Here is a 16,917-nt window from a genome sequence, read left to right on the forward strand (position 1 = left end):
TTTAACCTTACAAATAATTTAAGGGTTACGCCCCTTAAATTGTTTGTGAGGCGAGCAAGCGATAGCGCGCTTAGATTTAAAGCAAAATCTCAATTTTCCCTGTCCATTTTCTTGACATAGTATCATATTTGATTTTTCTTTGCATCAGACATAAAGTTCATTCCTCCTGATAAATAAATATCTCTTCAATTCTACAATTAAATATACGAGCTAGTTCAAATGCTAATATGATAGATGGGTTGTAGCGTTCTTTTTCGAGTGAAATAATTGTTTGTCTTGATACATTAAGTAATTCAGCCAATTTATCTTGAGTTAAATCATGCTTAGCGCGTAAATTCTTTATATTATTCTTCAAACTTTGCCCTCCAGAAAGTAAAGTAAACTTAACTTTACGTAAAGCTTACTTTACTTTTTGGAGGTCGTCAAGTACAAAAAGCACTCAAGAATCCATCTATCATAGATGAATTTTAGAAACATTAAAAAGTACAATCTTCGTCATTTTCATACCATTCCCGATCATGGGGTCCCGTCAGATTAATACGGATAACGTTACAGAAATATACACGATTTTATGCAAAGTGAAGAACAAACCAAACAAGTAAAAATACTGCTACATCAACCGTTTACGCCACCTGTATAAAAGACGTATAAACAATGTTCAAAAGAAAATCCACGAAACGTTGATTTAACAACATTTGTGGATTTTTGGTGTATGTCCAAACTTTCATTTGGGAATGTTATTTTGTATGGATTTGTATAACTCAAAATCTAAAGAAATCGTTATTTGTTAATAATAATCCTATTGAAGTATCTTTAAATTAACGTACATTGCTAAAAGGAAACCTACAAGTGCGCCGATAACCCCTAAAATAATCATTGCTAATCCTTGTTTCTGCTCTTGATAATCTCGTCTTAATACTATCCCTATACAAATAGGGAAAAACATAAATAATGGCGGCATTAAAGTAATAAATAAGAACGCCACAGACATCCAACCAATTGAGCTTAATATAGAACCACCGTTTTTTTTCGCCTCCATAGCTCCCCCTTAATCATCAAAAATGGTTAGGTCTAATTTAACATAAAATTCGGATAACGTAATTGTTAGATAAAACAGTAACCTTCCCAAAGCGAGTTTGGGAAGGTTTGAAGTGCTTGTTGCACTAAACATCCATTTCTAAATTTCGGTTCTTTTTGAAAGTTTCTTTTTAATAACAAAGTAAGTTACTACACCTAAGCAAATGTATATAATCAACATATAACTTCCCAATAACATTGAGTCCTTAAATCCAGTGGTTAGCGAATATATACTTAGTAATATATAGATTGTTAAAAATACATATCCCTTCTTTCTACTTTTCACAAAGACGGAAGTAAAAATAGCCAATATTAAACTGACAGATATTAAATGACTTAAAATGAGCATTATATACATCAAAATATTAAACTCCATTAATTATCCCCCAATCATCTACAAATAAAAGCAATTCCCTATTTTCAGCAAACCTGCTGCGTTAATTGGATTATAACCTTCCCAAACCCTCGTTTTGAAAGCTTTCCTTGTAAGGTCACCTAAGTCTTATTTGGGACCGTTTTTAAGTATATATGTGTATATTTTATTCGACAATTTTTGCTTGGCTATTTAATTTAGAAGAGCGAATAAAATTTACTGTGTACTTTACTAAAAATATGCTTAATACTCCGCCTGAAATATTAAATAACAAATAGATAATATCTGTATAAGTAAAGCTACTTATAGTAAAACCAGTCCACCCAAGTAAAAGACGAGCTAAATCCATCACTAAACAGCTTAAAATGACCATTGAAATGGCTTTCTTATTACTTTTTAAATTGAATAAAAGGAATAAATAAATGCCTAATGGTACAAATAAAATGACGTTATAAACCATAGCTGAGTAGCTCCACATAGAAATCTTAAAGTTCATTGTATCGAATATTCCAAACCAATCATTCGTTGAAATAAAAGTTCTACTATTATCTGATGAATTTTGATGAAGTGTAAATCCACCAAATTTAATTTGAATAAGGCTGATTAAGTAAAAAATAAAGCTATACAGAATAACTCGTTTCTTATTGCTTTTTTCTGCTTTTCTAAAATAATCAAGAAAGATATCAATAAAAATATATACCAGCAAAATTAAGAATGCTACGGGAACAATATTGTAAAGAATATATGTTGAATCCACATTTAACCCCTCCCACCGTTTATAATATTTTATAGCCACTATTAATTTTACTTAATTTACCACCTTAAAACAAATTAATTCATTATATTAATCAAAGTACAAAACAAGTTACCAAAGAATGGATTTGATCCATCGCTTCCCTTACATCTGCAATAGATGCTTATCATGTTCGCTCAGAATACCATAGTCTGCTGCGCGACCCATTTGAAAAAGAAGAGTCCGAACGTGCTGAGAACGAATTAGAGAATGGTTCAAAAGAAGATGAAAAAGAAAAATATGTATCGACGATGGATACGAGGGACATGGGGTGGGAAACTCCTACTTTTTCCAAGAGGATTGATGAATGGAAAAGTGGAGATGAACTCTTCATTGGCAATCTAGTAGAAGAAGTGATTCAACAGATGGCGCACCAAAAGATTATCGCTGAAATGAAAGAAGGTTCTATTATGAATACGCCAGAAAGAATCGACATTTTATTACAGATGGTAGAAGAAAACAAAGATAAATATGAACGTCATGAAACGTATATAGATATATTAAAGCGTTGGAAAAAGGTCGATTTTTCAAGAGTTGACGATGATCATAATGTTTTGATGCGTATGCAAGGGGGGGAACGGCCAGAAGGTGCAGCGATAGGTATTGCTTCAGAAGAACAAGAGAAAGACTATATATTCCAAGTCTTCGCTAAAGAGGTAGATGAAGTTTTTGGAACGACAGAAAAACGGAATTAACTTATGTTATTTTGCTATTTGAAGTTTTTGTTAAATCATCAATGTATAAAATGCAGAATAAATAGTCCAAGAATACATCAAAAAAACATCTGTTGCCCCAAGCGGCTCATCGGGCGACCCCAGGAAGCTTTGCTCTGTGCGAAAGCGAACCGACAGCACTTGGTCGGAACGGAAATCAACCCCCGCGTTTTGCCATAGAGTCATACTTTATTTAATAAGACACCCCAATTCAACATGAAAAACAGCTGATAAACATATATCAGCTGTTTTTTGAGTATGTAAGATAGTAAAGCATTTTTATTAAAACCAATACAATATCTTATAATTTCAAGCTACTTTAACCAATTTAATCATTTACTAGTTTGATATGTTTTAACTGCAGGAGGGACATATGCAGCACATTGATCCAAAAGCGCTGTAACGTCTTCATCGACAAGCAATGCGTTACGATATTGGGGTTGTAAAAATTGTTCGTTTTGCATATGGTCAAATAACCCAATAAGTAAATCGTAATAATGATTAATATTTAAAAGACCACATGGCTTTTGCAGAAGGCCAATTTGATTCCATGTGAATACTTCGAAAAATTCTTCTAACGTACCAGGTCCACCCGGTAAAGCGATAAAGCCATCAGCTAGTTCCATCATTTTGCTTTTGCGTTCATGCATTGAATTAACGACAATAAGCTCTGTTAAATGTTTATGTGAAATTTCTCGTTCCTCTAGCAAAGTAGGGATCACGCCAATCACTTTACCGCCTTCTCGAAGAACTGTATCTGCAACTGTACCCATCACACCTACACTAGCTCCACCATAAATTAAGGTAATATTACGTTTAGCTAATTCTTTCCCTAGAAGGATAGCCCCTTCTTTATATGCCTCAGAAGCACCGATGCTCGATCCGCAAAACACTGCAATACTATTCATCATCTTTCCTCCATAACTAATTATTTTCTTATATAGTATAATTTAATTTTAAAAGGAAAGAAATGGAGGAAGATGAAATGGAATTAAATGAATTTCAAAAATGGGTGAAAGATTACTATGATACACGTGGTTGGTCTGATTTAAGTATATTTACGCGTATAGGCTTTCTTGCTGAAGAAACAGGGGAAGTCGCACGAGCTATACGAGCATTAGAAATTGGGAGAGATCGACCAGATGAAAAGGTTAATTCTTATGAAGAAAATAAGCAAGAGTTAGTAGAAGAGTTGGGAGACGTTCTAGGGAATATTATTGTGATAGCCAATAAATATGATATTTCACTTGAAGAAATTTTTACAGCTCATCAGGAAAAGCTAATGGCGCGTTATAAAGCGTAAAAATCTGTATCGAAAGGGGATTCATATGGATTATCAAATTGAGGTTTTATTAGAAAATCACGATGACTTTACTACGTTTTTAAATACAAAGTTAAAAGAGTACAATGACGAACATTCACCGTATCATAAAGAAAGTAGACAAAAAGGTTCTGTACGTCCTTTAAACTTAATCGTCACAGATCACCAACATCAATGGATTGGTGGTATCACTGCTGAGGTTTATTGGGGATGGGTGGAAATCAACAAGTTTTGGTTTTGTAAAGAATACCGTGGAAAAGGAATTGGTGGACAGCTACTAGCGAAAGCTGAAGAAACAGCTAAGCAAATGGGAGCTACAAAGGCACTGTTAACTACATATGAATTTCAAGCACGTACGTTTTATGAAGTGAGGGGCTACCAGGTTGTAGGAGAAATAAAAGATTATCCTCCAGGAAGTAGCTATTACACAATGATAAAACATTTAGTTTAAGGGTAAAGGGCTGTCACATTCTTTCGTTATGACAGCCTTCTGTTTTATTAATTTATATCTCCTAAATAGATGGGCGTTGCTTGACCGCTATCATACCGCTGGAGATACTTTTTTAATTCTTTTGGGTAAAGTCGATAATTAGATAAATCCTCAATCGTTACCCATTCTAGTCCTATTTGATGACTATCAGGATTTGTTGGCTGAAAGTTCGTGTCATTTCCCTGTGATAACTGACAAACAAAATAAAATTCCGCTTGATGAGCATCAAAATCGAAAGCTGCATGCTCATGATTTTTCCCAATATATTCCCGAATGAACAGTAGATCTCCGATTTCAACCGAGCAACCAATCTCTTCGATACATTCTCTTTTTAAAGCAGTGTGAAAAGTTTCTCCATGTTCCTGACCACCTCCAGGAAAAAGATAAAAGTAGCCTTCAGTGTCTTTATTTTTTGTCAGTAAAATTTTATTTTCTTCTACAATTACAGCTTTAATGGAATTCCTAATATGCATGTATATCTCTCCTAAATTAGATTATGTAATGAAAATATATGGCTTAAAGATGACTAAAAAAACGCCCGAATGTCAAACTTATAGAAAAGGGGAGATTTAGTGTGTACTCTATGTCAAATTTTAAATTACTCGTTGAAAAGCAGGCTGAAATTGATACTATTTATCAAAATTGCGATACATTAATACAAAATAATGTAACGCCAAAATTAGATGCTGAAGTCAATACATTTCTTGATAGTATAAATAAAAAATTAACAGAACAAGGTTTTACAATAACTGTAACATCTACGGGACTAATTGCCAATTATAATGAAGCTGTTATTAATGTTGATAAGTCTTCGAAAAATCTAGAAGAATGTTTTTTCATTAATTTAAATAATTACGTGGAGGATCAAGTTTCCATTAAGCTCGACATTTCGGATTCAATGCTGCCGAAAATATCTAATAATCTTGATGGCTATTCTGATATGATCGAGCAAATGACCGATACGTTGAAACAAGCAAAAAGTCTCGAAAAAGCCTGTACTTCACCAAAGTTTATTTATAAAACCAAAAATAATATCGTGTTAAATTCTGCGGACGAGGCCGTCAATTACTATTTTCAGTAAAAAGGAAGCGCTAATGATTATCTGGATTGGAGGCTGGGCGACTACCTTGGGTTCATTTGACACCTAAGGAAAGCGGTCAGCCAGAACGGAAATCAATCTCACGTTTTGGTATTGAGTAAAAATTTTCTAGAAATTCCACTTGAATAGAATAATCGATACATATAAAATGGAAACAAACGTTCTTTTTAGGGGGATAAATGAATACATATAATCCATTACAGTTAGTGTTATTTGATGCAAATGATATTCCAGGATTAATAGCCCTTTCTGACTCTGTCGGGTGGGATTACGATGAATTCGAAATAACAACGGTTATGTTGTCAGGTAAAATATTTGGTCACAAAAATGCTGAGGGAAAAATTGTATCAAGTGCGGCCATTACTACATATGAAAGAAATTTAGCTTCAATTGGCATGGTCATAGTTCATGAGAATTATAGAGGACTCGGTCTAGGTAAATTAGCTACTCAAAAATGTATCGACAGTGTTTCAGAACATACAGCAATTATGCTCATTGCGACCAAAGATGGTGAGCCTTTATATAAGAAAATGGGCTTTACCACTGTAGACTATATTCATAAACATCTTGCCGACAATTATAGTAGGGCAAAAAACTTTGCTTCTCACGAGTGGTCACTTGAAGATTTTCAAGAGCCTGATTTTGCTGCCATCGTTAATCTGGATGCAGCAGCCTTTGGAGATCAAAGAAGTAATTTCCTAAAGAACAGAATTCAACAATCACAGCGTTGTATCGTTGTGAAAGACCATCAGGCAAATATTATAGGCTTTGGCATGTCTATTGCAGGGCCAATCAATCTAATTTTAGGTCCTATTGTGGCGCCAGATTCACAAACGGCTACCTATATTTTAGATGCTTTAGCGAAAGACCATCATGGAAAATTAAGAATGGATGTACCATCTGGACATGCTGAATTCACTAAATTTTTAGAGCAAAGTGGCTTTAAAAAGGCAAATATACCTCCAGTTATGATTCTTCATGCTGAAAAAATGCCAGCAAGAAATAATACGCTATTCGCCATAGCAGCGCAAATCTTTGGCTAAAACCCTATGAGGGCATCATTCTATTGGATGTGCTCTTTTTTTATTTTTTAAAGGGTTTTAATGGAAATATAGAGAAATAGAAAGTAAAGGGGGAGAATTGAATGTTTCCTAATTTAGAGACAGAAAGACTTATTTTAAGAGAGCTTACACAGGATGATGCAGAGAGCATTTTTAAGTGTTTTTCTAATGAAGAAGTCACTCGCTATTATGGACAAGAGCCATTCCTAGAAATACAGCAAGCGGAAAATCTAGTAAAATTATTTTCAAAGAACTTTGCTGAAAAAAGAGGAATAAGATGGGGAATTGAAAGAAAAGGAACGAATGATATAATCGGAACAATTGGCTTTAACGCTTGGTCACCTCTATATAAACGAGCAGAAATCGGTTATGAAATTCATCCTGATTATTGGAGAAAAGGATATACGTTAGAAGCGGTTACCGAAATTGTAACTTATGGCTTTGAGCACATGGGACTGACTCGTATAGGGGCTGTTGTCTTTATAGAAAATGAAGCCTCAAATAAATTACTAACTAAAATTGGTTTTCAAAAGGAAGGGATTCTGAGAGATTATATGTATCAAAATGGTCAAGCTCACGATACTTTTGTCTATTCATTTTTACAAAGAGATATGGAAGGTGCATTTTTTCGATAATAAATCCTACGGAAATATATTCTTGTATAGCTTTAAATTGGATAATAGATGCTAACTAAGACCCGGTTTTGTATTTGCTTTTTTCGGTTATAGTACTAGTAAAAGCATGTATTTTATTAGTGGTGAAAAAGTAAAATGTAAGGGGCTTTGAGTATGGAAATACACTATAGTACAGCTTATTTTGAAAAGTTGGATTTACTAGAAATTCTATATGCAAGGCAGGCAGCGTTAAAAGAAGCTATACCAATGGACAATCTCAGCAAAAGTCAATTGGAGCGCTTTGAACAAATGGAAGCGGCAATTTCTAAGTTAAATCAGGAAATTCGAATTCTTGAGCTAAACATTATCCAATCCGTAGATACTGCTGAAAATGAGGAAGAAAAATGAATTTAATAAGATTAACTCATGCAAAATAATGAATTGCATGAGTTTTTTTGTTAAGAATTTATGTACTTATTCGAATACACATTCAAAAACGATAGAAAACTCGGTGGGAAAATCGGAATGAAACCGTTTTTATTATCTATTTTTTGAACAATATGGATTCAATTGATCTCTATTTAAACACCTTTAAAACAGCATTCTAAGTAGTATAATTAGTAAAGTTTTCGTTTTATTTGAGGAGAAATAAATGATTTTATTAGATCTATAAATGAGTTCTAGGTCTAAGTGCCTGTAAAAAAATAATAATAACGGGATAGCTTGTATGTCTAATCCTTTACTCTTATATAAAAGTAGTTTTTTCGCTTAATTAAAACAAGCTTTTTAAGCTTTAATAATTATTGTTAGGTGTTATTAGTAGTGTTAGAGTAAATAAAGAATTAAAACCGTCTTTTCCTTCTGCACAAAGGGAAAGACGGTTTTAATTCTTGTCATTCTATCACTGGTAGCTTTTGCTTCATCGACGTTAAAAAAATCTTGTGATATAAGGAGAACTTATATGTTAGAAAAATCAATAAAAATATTTGCAACTTCGGCTATTTTAACAACTGCACTATTTACACCTATCATGACAAATCATGCAGTTGTTCATGCTGAAACAGCTGCTACGCAAACCACAGCTCAATATGAACAAAGAGAATTTGATCTTCCAGGTACAGGGAGCTATGGGGAGGAAGCAAAAAGAGAAAGAAGAGGACAGCAAAAAACATTTACTCCAACTGGAATCTATGTAAAACCAAATGAACAAGTTACAATTGAAGTATCAGGATCACAACCAATTAGAGCTATTATTGGTACACATGGATACGATAAAGAATGGGGTAAAGAATCTACTCTTGTTCCCGGCTCTAATACCATTTCCTCTCCGAACGGTGGTTTATTAGGATTTGATAACTATCAAAATACAGGAACAATTCACGTGAAAGTAACACAAGGTGGAAGCCCTGTTCCATTATTTGAATTAGGGAAGCATACGAAAGAAGACTGGATTGCTATGATGAATGCATACCCTGATGCACATGCCGTCCAACTAAAATCAGAGAAAGCAGTACTTACTGTTACTCAGGCTAGTGCTAGAAAATATATCGTAGATCAAGACCCTGTTCCCTTACTAGAGAAATATGATGAAATGATTCGAGCACAAGATAAGATATCAGGATTATCTGAAACAGACGCTAATCCTTTACATCGACCAACTCGCCGCCTTTGGGCTTTTGTAGAAAACCCTAACAAATCAGATTGGGGAATGTATGCATCTCTTGATGGAGGCTTTTTTACTACTGCTGGGAACGCAATCGAAAGTGCTTTGAATGTAAATAAGTTTGGATGGGGACAGATGCATGAAGCAGGACACGCAAGACAACAACACCCGTGGAAGTGGAATGACCTTAGAGGTATGGGTGAAGTAACGGTTAATCTATATTCTTTAGCTGCACAAAAGCAATTATTCCCGAATGAACCAACACGTTTAGAAAAAGAAGGGGATTATGAAAGAGCCTTTCAATACTTAAAACAAACAGATAAAGATTATAAAAATATTGATGACTTGTTTGTGAAGCTTGTGATGATTTGGCAACTTCATTTAGCATATGGTGATGATTTTTATCCGAATCTTCATAAAATATATCGTGAATTACCCGAAAATCAACTTCCAAAAACGGATGAAGAGAAAATACAAGCATTTATTTATAACACATCCAAAGTAGCAAAACAAAATTTGCTTCCGTTTTTTGATCAATGGGGACTTAAAGCATCGGCAGAAACTAGACAGAATATAGAAGCTTTACATTATCCAACAGTAACTGCACCTATTTGGGAAGCAACGGATACTAGACATATTTCGTTAAACACATTATCTAAAGAAAACATGAAGGTAATTGCAAGTAGTGAAGAATTAGGTGTGGAACCTGCAACGAATGCGATTGATGGAAGAACTAGTACGATTTGGCATAGTAAATGGAGCGAGCAAAACAAATATCCGTTCTATTTAACAATTGATCTTGGCAATACTCGTACGATTACACAACTAGCATATGTTCCAAGGCAATCTGGACCTGCAAATGGTCGTATTCTTAACTATAACATTTACACAAGTACTGATGGTGTTAATTATCAAAAAGCAACTTCTGGAACATGGGAAAATAGCACGAAACAACAATTTGCAACATTTGATCCCGTATCTGCTAAATATGTGAAATTAGAGGTAGTAAACGGAATAAATGGATACGCCTCAGCAGCAGAAGTAGATATTTTAGGCTATTAATTTATCATAAAACGAAATAGACGTTATCCTTTCTATAGAGTTAATTGTTTGTGTGATTAAAGGGGTTGCTTATTTATTGTACGGGTAACCCAAAGGCTATCAACTTTTTAAATTATATACATTTAAACAAAAAACCAGGACTCACTTTACAAATGAGTACCTGGTTATTTTGTGCTTACTAAGGTCTATATGTTGATTAAAGCGCCATTTCTTTTTGAGTGAATAGGGAACCTGCTGCTAAAAATACCATAGCTGCTACGTTAATGACAAGGGCAACAATATTTAAAAAGTCATTTGTCGGCATAAATACAATAATCAGTGATGTTACTGCGACAAATAAGGGAATTACTTTATTGATGTTTGTGACTAATTGTAGCTTGTGGTAATGTCTTAGGATGAAATAAATACCTATTAAGATTGGTGCCGTTAGGAATACGCCTAAATATCCCCATGCATCTTCAATAAACCAAGGGAAAATGGGCATACGTGAAGTAAAGATAAAAAGATTTAATAGGATTGTTCCTACTAATAGGCTGTTTAAAATAATGACTTTCTTGTTTTTTTTCATGTTAATTGCTCCTTTAAAATTTAAATAGTATAAACGTTCTTTTTTCGTGGTCTCATTCCAAAATAATTTCCCCCAAATGTTTTTCCTTTTTGACCTCGTGACCTAATACGTTTCGACCAATCAAAAGATGTTCTTTTTTCAACATAACCAGTGTCTTTATAGAACAGTATCTAATTGTTTTTGAGAATATCTTCTTTCAAGATGAATAAGTCGAACATTCTTAAAAATCAAATCTTTATTCAAATAACATTATCCTTATCAATAAAGGTTACTTATAGTGTAATTTTACACTGAAAGTTACCTTTATGTAAAGAGTTATTATAACGGTAAATAATCACATTTATTAACGGTTGTTTATGTTTCGGTAGTGGTATTTCTTGGGAAGCACTTTATTTTGCAGCTTTTTATGCATATGAAAAACTAAAACCATTAGAGTGATTTATATCAATAAGGATAGCTTATTGAAAATTATAATTAACATTAATTTTACTTATGTTCCATAATAGGTGTAAAATGTAGATAACAAAAATATCCATAAAGAAAAGAGTGATAAAGATGGGAATTGATTTTCACAATAAGGGCAATCAAACTTCTTATACAACTCGACATGCTGACAACTCATGGATGGAAACCTTGAAAGAACTTGTCACGATCACAAATATTTCTAAGGCTGCAGATATAGGCTGTGGTGGAGGAATTTATTTAAAAGCACTAGCAGATATAGGTATACCATCTGTAATAGGCGTGGATTTTTCGGAGGCCATGCTCGTAGGGGCAAAAGAAAATTGTAAAGACTATCATAATATTACGTTCAAACAAGGGAATGCGTTGGATACAGGCTTAGAGAATGACAGCTTTCAGTTATTACTTGAACGAGCTTTAATTCATCATATCCAAGATTTAAAAACTTGTTTTCAAGAGGCCTATCGAATTTTGGAGGATAAAGGGGTCTACATTATCCAAGACCGTACACCAGAAGATTGTTTATTAAAAGGTGATGACTGCCATATAAGAGGTTATTTCTTTGAACGTTTTCCAAAATTAAAAGAACAAGAAATTAAACGCAGACATAGTAGCGACCGAGTAGTTGAAACACTGAAGGAAATAGGATTTAGCGAGATTAAAGAAGTAAAACTATGGGAAACCAGGGAAGTGTATGAACAGAAAGAGCAATTATTAAAAGATTTAAAGGAAAGAACAGGAAGAAGCATTTTACATGAATTAGACGATGAAGAATTAAATGCATTAGTGACTTATATGGATAAGTCAATTTCAATAGAAAGTACTATAGTTGAAAAAGACAGATGGACCATTTGGAAAGCGGTAAAATGATTAATTGTTTTCCGAAAATGAAGGTTCTATTTCAATTTTTGGTAGATTCAATCCGTCGCTACGGAGATTCAATCCATCACCTCCGTACTGTTAACGGACTGTTTAACTTAATCTAAAAAGCTCTCGTTCTGATTATCACACGAGAGCTTTATCTTCATTTATTCGCCTGATAGAGCTAAAAGGTATTTGTCCCGATCCGCTTCCTCCTGCATTTTATTGTCAACCAGCATGGCACCGTACCGCACATTAGTCATGTCACGGTCAACTAAAAATTGAACATTCACCTTTTCCGTTTTTTTATTAACGGGACAATCACCTTTAAATTCCACTACATCTTGTCCTTTTTGTGTTTCAAAATACACCCAATACGGATTTTCACAAGCACTTGCAAAGCCCGATTCTATAGTTTTACTACTATTTTCAAATGAATAGTTTTTAACATATGTAATATATTCATTATCTGTAATGTCCTTTTGTGGACCGTAAAAATACCAAAATACCCCTAAAATACCGATTGGCACAATCCACAGTATAGTTCTTTTGCTTAATTTCCCCATATTTGCAGCCCCCTTTATTAGTATATTTTATCATCTTTATACTAATTATTGCTAGCTTACAATAATATTTTCTGTTTAATGATTTTATCTTGTCGTGAATGGAAGGGGAGAATATGAAGAAGGTAGTCGTATTATAAAGATTTAGCAAGAATAAATTTGATTTAGTTCGAAATGAATGGTTTCAACTTTTCTCAGAGATTTTTTGAAGGAATTGTAAAGGGAATGTTTAAAAGGTTAAGTATTTATAGGAAACTTTCATTTGCTGGGTAACTTAATTACAATAGAACTAAGGATCAGTACATTTTTGGTGAAGAGCCTTTAAGGTTAAAGTATATTGTGGAATACAAAGAGGTGTTATGATGAAATCTTATACACAATTTGAACGAAGAAAATACATACTTGATGAGCTAGATCAATACAATCGAGTGATGGTCAACGATTTAGCAAAAGTACTAAATGTCACGACAGAAACCATCCGAAGAGATTTAGATTTGTTGCATAAAGAAGGCAAGCTAACGAAAATACACGGTGGAGCTCTAAAGAAAAACGATCATACCGTGGAATTATTTTTTAATAAACGTCGTAATGAAAACATTGATAAAAAACGTAGTATAGCAATGGCAGCAAGTAAATTGGTGGAGGATAATGATATTATTGCCATTGAAGTTGGCACAACGACGATGCAAATATTGGACTATCTATATGACAAAAAAAACCTCACTATTTTGACAAACTCTATACCTGCTGCGAATAAAATTATAGAGCTAAAGGAACAGTATGAGTCATTTGATTGCAAACTGATAGTAGCCGGTGGAATGTTAAATACAAATTCATTAGCATTATCTGGTGATATGACATTAAACTTACTTGATCATTTTACGGTGAATAAATTATTTGCTTCTTGTGATGGAATTTCATTGGAAAAGGAATTAACATGCACGTATATTGAGGACGCTCAAATATTTAATCGATTAAAGAAAAATGCAAGACAAGTTGTCATGATGGTCGATGAATCAAAATTCAACTTAATGAAGTTTTATAAAAGTGGGAGTTTTGATGATATCGATCTATTATTTACGAATGCTAAGCTCGATGCAGAATGGCAAAGAGCTTTAATAGCAAAAGGTGTTGAAATAATAACCGTTTAGAGGAAAAGAATATCCAACTGCCAAGAACCGAATTTACTTCACGATATCGATATTGTAATAAATTGCAAAGGGAAGGGCGAAACAGTCGGGGGCACACACCAATTAGATGGGAACAAGGTTGACGAAGTCGAATAGTTTCATCTATTAAATTGCCAATCAGGTTAGTTATATAACATTTATTGATTTAAAAGAGCTGAAAAAATAAGCAAAAAAGGACCGAAGCTGGTTCTTTTTTGCTTATTAAAAGGATACAAAATCACCTTTTTGTATATATATGAAATCCTAAGAATAGGATGGAATTAGAATTGTTAGTTTAAGATTGTTACCTTTAATTTTTTTACTCCGAAATTGATTGCATCTTGTTGAGAAGGGAAAAAGACATCGATTCGATTTCCTTTAATGGCTCCGCCAGTATCTCCTGCAATTGCTTCACCATAGCCTTCAACATAAACTTTACTACCAAGTGGGATTACAGTAGGGTCAACTGAGATGACCTTTGCATTTGGGTTTGTTTTAAGGTTAATTCCAGTAGCGGTAATACCGGAACATCCCTCACATGAAGCTGTATAGGCTGAAGCTTCCACTGTAATCTCCTTTGCAGCAGTATTACTTGTTGCTGGAGCGGTTGCTTCCGGTGTATGCCCCTTTGCAGCAGTATTACTTGTTGCTGGAGCGGTTGCTTCCGGTGTATGCCCCTTTGCAACAGTATTACTTGTTGCTGGAGCGATTGCTTCAGGTGTATGATCCTTTGCAGCAGTATTGCTTGTTGATGGAGCAGTTGCTTCAGGTGTACGATCCTTTGAAGTTGTTTTATTTGTTGATGGTGGGGCTGCTGAAGTTGTAGTTCCCTTTGCTTCATTTGCTGCAGGCATTATTGGTTTTTCAGTGACAGCCGTCTTACTAGTTTTCAAACCATCAAAGATGAATAGTTTTAAACCTGGATGAATGAAATCAGTCTGTAATTGGTTCCATTCTTTAATTTGCGAAACTGTTACTTGATGATCTAGGGCGATGTCCCATAATGTATCACCTTGTTTAACGGTATATTGTTGTGCAATGGTTAGGACATCCCCTGGGTGAATAAGGTCGGTAGTAAGATGATTCAACGTTTGGATATTTTCTACAGAAGTATTATGTGCACGTGATAAATCCCAAAGGGTATCTCCTTTTTGTACGGTAATCGTTGCAGCTTGAGCATTAGCACTTAAAGTTGCCGAGAGCATTGCAACTGGTACAATTGATATAATTTTTTTAAGCATTTTTTTATCCTCCATGTTCTTGGTTGCTAATCTAAAATAATCGTAACATAGATTTTTCTGAGAAAAAGAACAAGGAGATGTTAATTCGTTTACGTCCATGTCAATTATATTGCAATAATATTGCTACTATTACTAAGAAAGTATTATTATTTTTTGAGCCGCTTTCAATATCTAAGTATTTTATAGCTACTAGAAAAAAATCAATATGTTTCTTTGGGAGTAAAATGTCCTTTGTCTTTTAACTTATTGTCAAAAAAATCAAGAATGAGTTCGTTTGTCTTTTCAATACAGTAATATTGATCAATGTCGGCCCTTCCGCCTTGAAGAATATTTGCAAGTATAGGAGAGAAAAGTGGTAAATCGGTTAAGCTTAAATGTTTTGCCCCTTTTAAATGAGTAGTATATGCATCTTTGAAGTGTTCGTTATTGAGTTTGTTCGCTACGTAAGTAGAGTTGCTTTCGAGTTGTTCCCAAACATCGTCAGAATAAATGTTAAGAAGTGGGATTGTAAAGTCTTCGTCACGCGCTATAAAATCATCCATTTCTCTATTATAAATAAGCTCACTAAAGAACGGTGCGTCAATATTTACAACTGCATCTACATCATCACGTTCTTTACCGATCCAAACACTTGCAGCACCGCCCATTGAATGCCCGAACACACCAATTTTCTCTGTATCGATATGTTGATAAATGGGGTCATTGTCACTTTTGGCTTTTGTAAGTATTGTATCAATGACAAAATTCATATCGTCTGTTCGAAGTTTCATCCATTTTTGAATGAGTCCATAAACTTCTTCCTTCGTGTAAATGCCTTCTTTATTAGAATTGCTAATTTCACTGTTATAATCAGTATTGATTAAAGCCTTCGTTCCATCATTTGAAACGGTATAAAAAGAGTGATAAGGATGATCGATTGAAGCGACTACATAACCGTGACTTGCGAGTTCAGTATAGGTAGACGTATTACTTGCCTTAATACCAGTTGCTCCATGTGAGAACACCAATAGAGGGTATGTTTCATCTGCGTTTTTTGGATACCAAAACTCCACATTAACAAATCTGTTGTCCCCCTTGTCAGTAAATTGCTCAATACGATTCTTGTCAATATATGTGTAAGTAGCGGTTGCGACTTGAAATTGACCAGTCACTTTTGGTGATTTATGCTGTGGAAAAACAATTGCAGGTGTAAATGCAAATACCAATGCCAATATCGTAATCATGGATTTCCACATAATAGATGAAGCTTTGTATTGTTGGTTATTTGTTTTGTTACGGATAAGAGAAAACGTTCCCTGTACTGCCAAAATGAAAAGTACTATTGTAGGCATTACCCAGCGGAAATTCCACACAATCACCGATGAAAGTGTGAGTATTACAAAGGCTATAAATACAGCAATCCTCATCCAACTCTTCATTTTTTTGTGATTTTGTTTCGTTATAACACAGTAGATTGCAAAAGTAATCTCGAAAATCAAAGTGATCAATAATAATAAAATTCCCATAGTAGTTACTCCTTTTTTTCGATTCATTTTTATTGAACTCATCATATGTAATCGCTGAAAGGAAGTATATAGAAAAACGGTAAGTTGTATCCACGGGCGACTAAGTTGTAAAAAAGGGGCAGGGACATAAAAATATTTCAATGCAAAATCAAAAAAATTTACATCAGAAAAGCGCAAGAAATCAACGTTGCTAAAATTGATTTCTCGCGCTTTTTAAGGTTTTGATCAGTTATGTTCTAGCCTCATAATATACTGCTTCCAGATAACTGCTGCTTTATGATT

19 protein-coding genes are annotated in these 16,917 nt (G+C 34.1%); 10 read left to right on the forward strand and 9 right to left on the reverse strand.

Annotated features, from left to right (window positions below; translation table 11 throughout):
* Positions 1 to 157 precede the first annotated feature (157 nt).
* The 3 genes from AB9L17_RS09785 to AB9L17_RS09795 all read right to left on the reverse strand — a co-directional run bounded on the left by AB9L17_RS09785 (position 158) and on the right by AB9L17_RS09795 (position 2,207).
* Positions 158 to 355: a helix-turn-helix transcriptional regulator gene (locus tag AB9L17_RS09785; protein ID WP_068986250.1), complete on the reverse strand. Its 198-nt coding sequence runs from the start codon at positions 353 to 355 to the stop codon at positions 158 to 160.
* A 444-nt stretch (positions 356 to 799) separates the two neighbouring features.
* Positions 800 to 1,039 carry a hypothetical protein gene (locus AB9L17_RS09790; protein WP_223555692.1) on the reverse strand — a complete coding sequence of 80 codons (240 nt, stop codon included), beginning with the start codon at positions 1,037 to 1,039 and terminating at the stop codon, positions 800 to 802.
* A gap of 577 nt (positions 1,040 to 1,616) precedes the next feature.
* Positions 1,617 to 2,207 carry a hypothetical protein gene (locus AB9L17_RS09795; protein ID WP_375200498.1) on the reverse strand — a complete coding sequence of 197 codons (591 nt, stop codon included), beginning with the start codon at positions 2,205 to 2,207 and terminating at the stop codon, positions 1,617 to 1,619.
* A gap of 302 nt (positions 2,208 to 2,509) precedes the next feature.
* Between AB9L17_RS09795 and AB9L17_RS09800 the strand changes: the two genes are divergently transcribed.
* Positions 2,510 to 2,938 (forward strand): DUF6241 domain-containing protein, encoded by a 429-nt coding sequence (locus tag AB9L17_RS09800; RefSeq protein ID WP_375200499.1) that lies wholly within the window; start codon positions 2,510 to 2,512, stop codon positions 2,936 to 2,938.
* A gap of 350 nt (positions 2,939 to 3,288) precedes the next feature.
* Here AB9L17_RS09800 and AB9L17_RS09805 read toward each other — a convergent pair whose 3' ends face one another.
* On the reverse strand, positions 3,289 to 3,864 hold the full coding sequence (locus AB9L17_RS09805) for a TIGR00730 family Rossman fold protein (RefSeq protein WP_223555685.1): 576 nt from the start codon (positions 3,862 to 3,864) through the stop codon (positions 3,289 to 3,291).
* A 77-nt stretch (positions 3,865 to 3,941) separates the two neighbouring features.
* Between AB9L17_RS09805 and AB9L17_RS09810 the strand changes: the two genes are divergently transcribed.
* Together AB9L17_RS09810 and AB9L17_RS09815 are read left to right on the forward strand one after the other, a co-directional pair.
* Positions 3,942 to 4,259, forward strand: a complete 318-nt coding sequence (locus tag AB9L17_RS09810; protein ID WP_068986257.1) for a MazG nucleotide pyrophosphohydrolase domain-containing protein — start codon at positions 3,942 to 3,944, stop codon at positions 4,257 to 4,259.
* 25 nt (positions 4,260 to 4,284) lie between these two features.
* On the forward strand, positions 4,285 to 4,728 hold the full coding sequence (locus AB9L17_RS09815; RefSeq protein ID WP_223555683.1) for a GNAT family N-acetyltransferase: 444 nt from the start codon (positions 4,285 to 4,287) through the stop codon (positions 4,726 to 4,728).
* Between the two features lie 47 nt (positions 4,729 to 4,775).
* Here the strand turns inward: AB9L17_RS09815 and AB9L17_RS09820 are convergent, their stop codons facing one another.
* Positions 4,776 to 5,240, reverse strand: a complete 465-nt coding sequence (locus AB9L17_RS09820; RefSeq protein WP_375200500.1) for an NUDIX domain-containing protein — start codon at positions 5,238 to 5,240, stop codon at positions 4,776 to 4,778.
* A 110-nt stretch (positions 5,241 to 5,350) separates the two neighbouring features.
* Here AB9L17_RS09820 and AB9L17_RS09825 point away from each other — a divergent pair, with 110 nt between their 5' ends.
* The 5 genes from AB9L17_RS09825 (at position 5,351) to AB9L17_RS09845 (ending at position 10,266) form a co-directional block, all read left to right on the forward strand.
* Entirely contained in the window at positions 5,351 to 5,848 is a 498-nt protein-coding gene (locus AB9L17_RS09825; RefSeq protein ID WP_175401815.1) for a hypothetical protein, read from the forward strand.
* A 197-nt stretch (positions 5,849 to 6,045) separates the two neighbouring features.
* On the forward strand, positions 6,046 to 6,909 hold the full coding sequence (locus tag AB9L17_RS09830; protein WP_375200501.1) for a GNAT family N-acetyltransferase: 864 nt from the start codon (positions 6,046 to 6,048) through the stop codon (positions 6,907 to 6,909).
* 101 nt (positions 6,910 to 7,010) lie between these two features.
* A complete protein-coding gene (locus AB9L17_RS09835) occupies positions 7,011 to 7,562 on the forward strand; it encodes a GNAT family N-acetyltransferase (protein WP_375200502.1) in 552 nt (183 codons plus the stop codon).
* Positions 7,563 to 7,715: 153 nt separating this feature from the next.
* Positions 7,716 to 7,949 carry a hypothetical protein gene (locus AB9L17_RS09840; protein WP_068986262.1) on the forward strand — a complete coding sequence of 78 codons (234 nt, stop codon included), beginning with the start codon at positions 7,716 to 7,718 and terminating at the stop codon, positions 7,947 to 7,949.
* Between the two features lie 553 nt (positions 7,950 to 8,502).
* A complete protein-coding gene (locus AB9L17_RS09845; protein WP_375200503.1) occupies positions 8,503 to 10,266 on the forward strand; it encodes a M60 family metallopeptidase in 1,764 nt (587 codons plus the stop codon).
* 196 nt (positions 10,267 to 10,462) lie between these two features.
* Here the strand turns inward: AB9L17_RS09845 and AB9L17_RS09850 are convergent, their stop codons facing one another.
* Positions 10,463 to 10,834, reverse strand: coding sequence for a hypothetical protein (locus AB9L17_RS09850; protein WP_068986264.1), 372 nt, complete (start codon positions 10,832 to 10,834; stop codon positions 10,463 to 10,465).
* A 555-nt stretch (positions 10,835 to 11,389) separates the two neighbouring features.
* Between AB9L17_RS09850 and AB9L17_RS09855 the strand changes: the two genes are divergently transcribed.
* Positions 11,390 to 12,166, forward strand: a complete 777-nt coding sequence (locus tag AB9L17_RS09855) for a class I SAM-dependent methyltransferase (RefSeq protein ID WP_068986265.1) — start codon at positions 11,390 to 11,392, stop codon at positions 12,164 to 12,166.
* Between the two features lie 158 nt (positions 12,167 to 12,324).
* Here AB9L17_RS09855 and AB9L17_RS09860 read toward each other — a convergent pair whose 3' ends face one another.
* Positions 12,325 to 12,723 (reverse strand): glucosamine 6-phosphate synthetase, encoded by a 399-nt coding sequence (locus AB9L17_RS09860; protein ID WP_068986266.1) that lies wholly within the window; start codon positions 12,721 to 12,723, stop codon positions 12,325 to 12,327.
* A gap of 359 nt (positions 12,724 to 13,082) precedes the next feature.
* Here AB9L17_RS09860 and AB9L17_RS09865 point away from each other — a divergent pair, with 359 nt between their 5' ends.
* The gene (locus tag AB9L17_RS09865) at positions 13,083 to 13,871 is read left to right on the forward strand and encodes a DeoR/GlpR family DNA-binding transcription regulator (RefSeq protein WP_068986267.1); all 789 of its coding nucleotides are present in this window, start codon (positions 13,083 to 13,085) and stop codon (positions 13,869 to 13,871) included.
* Between the two features lie 308 nt (positions 13,872 to 14,179).
* Here the strand turns inward: AB9L17_RS09865 and AB9L17_RS09870 are convergent, their stop codons facing one another.
* Positions 14,180 to 15,130, reverse strand: coding sequence for a LysM peptidoglycan-binding domain-containing protein (locus tag AB9L17_RS09870; protein ID WP_375200504.1), 951 nt, complete (start codon positions 15,128 to 15,130; stop codon positions 14,180 to 14,182).
* A gap of 200 nt (positions 15,131 to 15,330) precedes the next feature.
* The gene (locus AB9L17_RS09875; RefSeq protein ID WP_375200505.1) at positions 15,331 to 16,635 is read right to left on the reverse strand and encodes an alpha/beta hydrolase family protein; all 1,305 of its coding nucleotides are present in this window, start codon (positions 16,633 to 16,635) and stop codon (positions 15,331 to 15,333) included.
* Positions 16,636 to 16,917 lie beyond the last annotated feature (282 nt).

Source organism: Lysinibacillus sp. RS11, from assembly GCF_042019215.1.
GTDB classification, from domain to species: Bacteria; Bacillota; Bacilli; order Bacillales_A; family Planococcaceae; genus Lysinibacillus; species Lysinibacillus xylanilyticus_A.

Excerpts from the sequence above, each read along its gene's own strand:
- AB9L17_RS09790 (WP_223555692.1), bottom strand. The coding sequence starts at position 1,039 with ATGGAGGCGAAAAAAAACGGTGGTTCTATATTAAGCTCAATTGGTTGG.
- AB9L17_RS09800 (WP_375200499.1), top strand. The coding sequence starts at position 2,510 with ATGGGGTGGGAAACTCCTACTTTTTCCAAGAGGATTGATGAATGGAAA.
- AB9L17_RS09805 (WP_223555685.1), bottom strand. The coding sequence starts at position 3,864 with ATGAATAGTATTGCAGTGTTTTGCGGATCGAGCATCGGTGCTTCTGAG.
- AB9L17_RS09810 (WP_068986257.1), top strand. The coding sequence starts at position 3,942 with ATGGAATTAAATGAATTTCAAAAATGGGTGAAAGATTACTATGATACA.
- AB9L17_RS09815 (WP_223555683.1), top strand. The coding sequence starts at position 4,285 with ATGGATTATCAAATTGAGGTTTTATTAGAAAATCACGATGACTTTACT.
- AB9L17_RS09820 (WP_375200500.1), bottom strand. The coding sequence starts at position 5,240 with ATGCATATTAGGAATTCCATTAAAGCTGTAATTGTAGAAGAAAATAAA.
- AB9L17_RS09825 (WP_175401815.1), top strand. The coding sequence starts at position 5,351 with ATGTCAAATTTTAAATTACTCGTTGAAAAGCAGGCTGAAATTGATACT.
- AB9L17_RS09830 (WP_375200501.1), top strand. The coding sequence starts at position 6,046 with ATGAATACATATAATCCATTACAGTTAGTGTTATTTGATGCAAATGAT.
- AB9L17_RS09835 (WP_375200502.1), top strand. The coding sequence starts at position 7,011 with ATGTTTCCTAATTTAGAGACAGAAAGACTTATTTTAAGAGAGCTTACA.
- AB9L17_RS09840 (WP_068986262.1), top strand. The coding sequence starts at position 7,716 with ATGGAAATACACTATAGTACAGCTTATTTTGAAAAGTTGGATTTACTA.
- AB9L17_RS09845 (WP_375200503.1), top strand. The coding sequence starts at position 8,503 with ATGTTAGAAAAATCAATAAAAATATTTGCAACTTCGGCTATTTTAACA.
- AB9L17_RS09850 (WP_068986264.1), bottom strand. The coding sequence starts at position 10,834 with ATGAAAAAAAACAAGAAAGTCATTATTTTAAACAGCCTATTAGTAGGA.
- AB9L17_RS09855 (WP_068986265.1), top strand. The coding sequence starts at position 11,390 with ATGGGAATTGATTTTCACAATAAGGGCAATCAAACTTCTTATACAACT.
- AB9L17_RS09860 (WP_068986266.1), bottom strand. The coding sequence starts at position 12,723 with ATGGGGAAATTAAGCAAAAGAACTATACTGTGGATTGTGCCAATCGGT.
- AB9L17_RS09865 (WP_068986267.1), top strand. The coding sequence starts at position 13,083 with ATGAAATCTTATACACAATTTGAACGAAGAAAATACATACTTGATGAG.
- AB9L17_RS09870 (WP_375200504.1), bottom strand. The coding sequence starts at position 15,130 with ATGCTTAAAAAAATTATATCAATTGTACCAGTTGCAATGCTCTCGGCA.
- AB9L17_RS09875 (WP_375200505.1), bottom strand. The coding sequence starts at position 16,635 with ATGGGAATTTTATTATTATTGATCACTTTGATTTTCGAGATTACTTTT.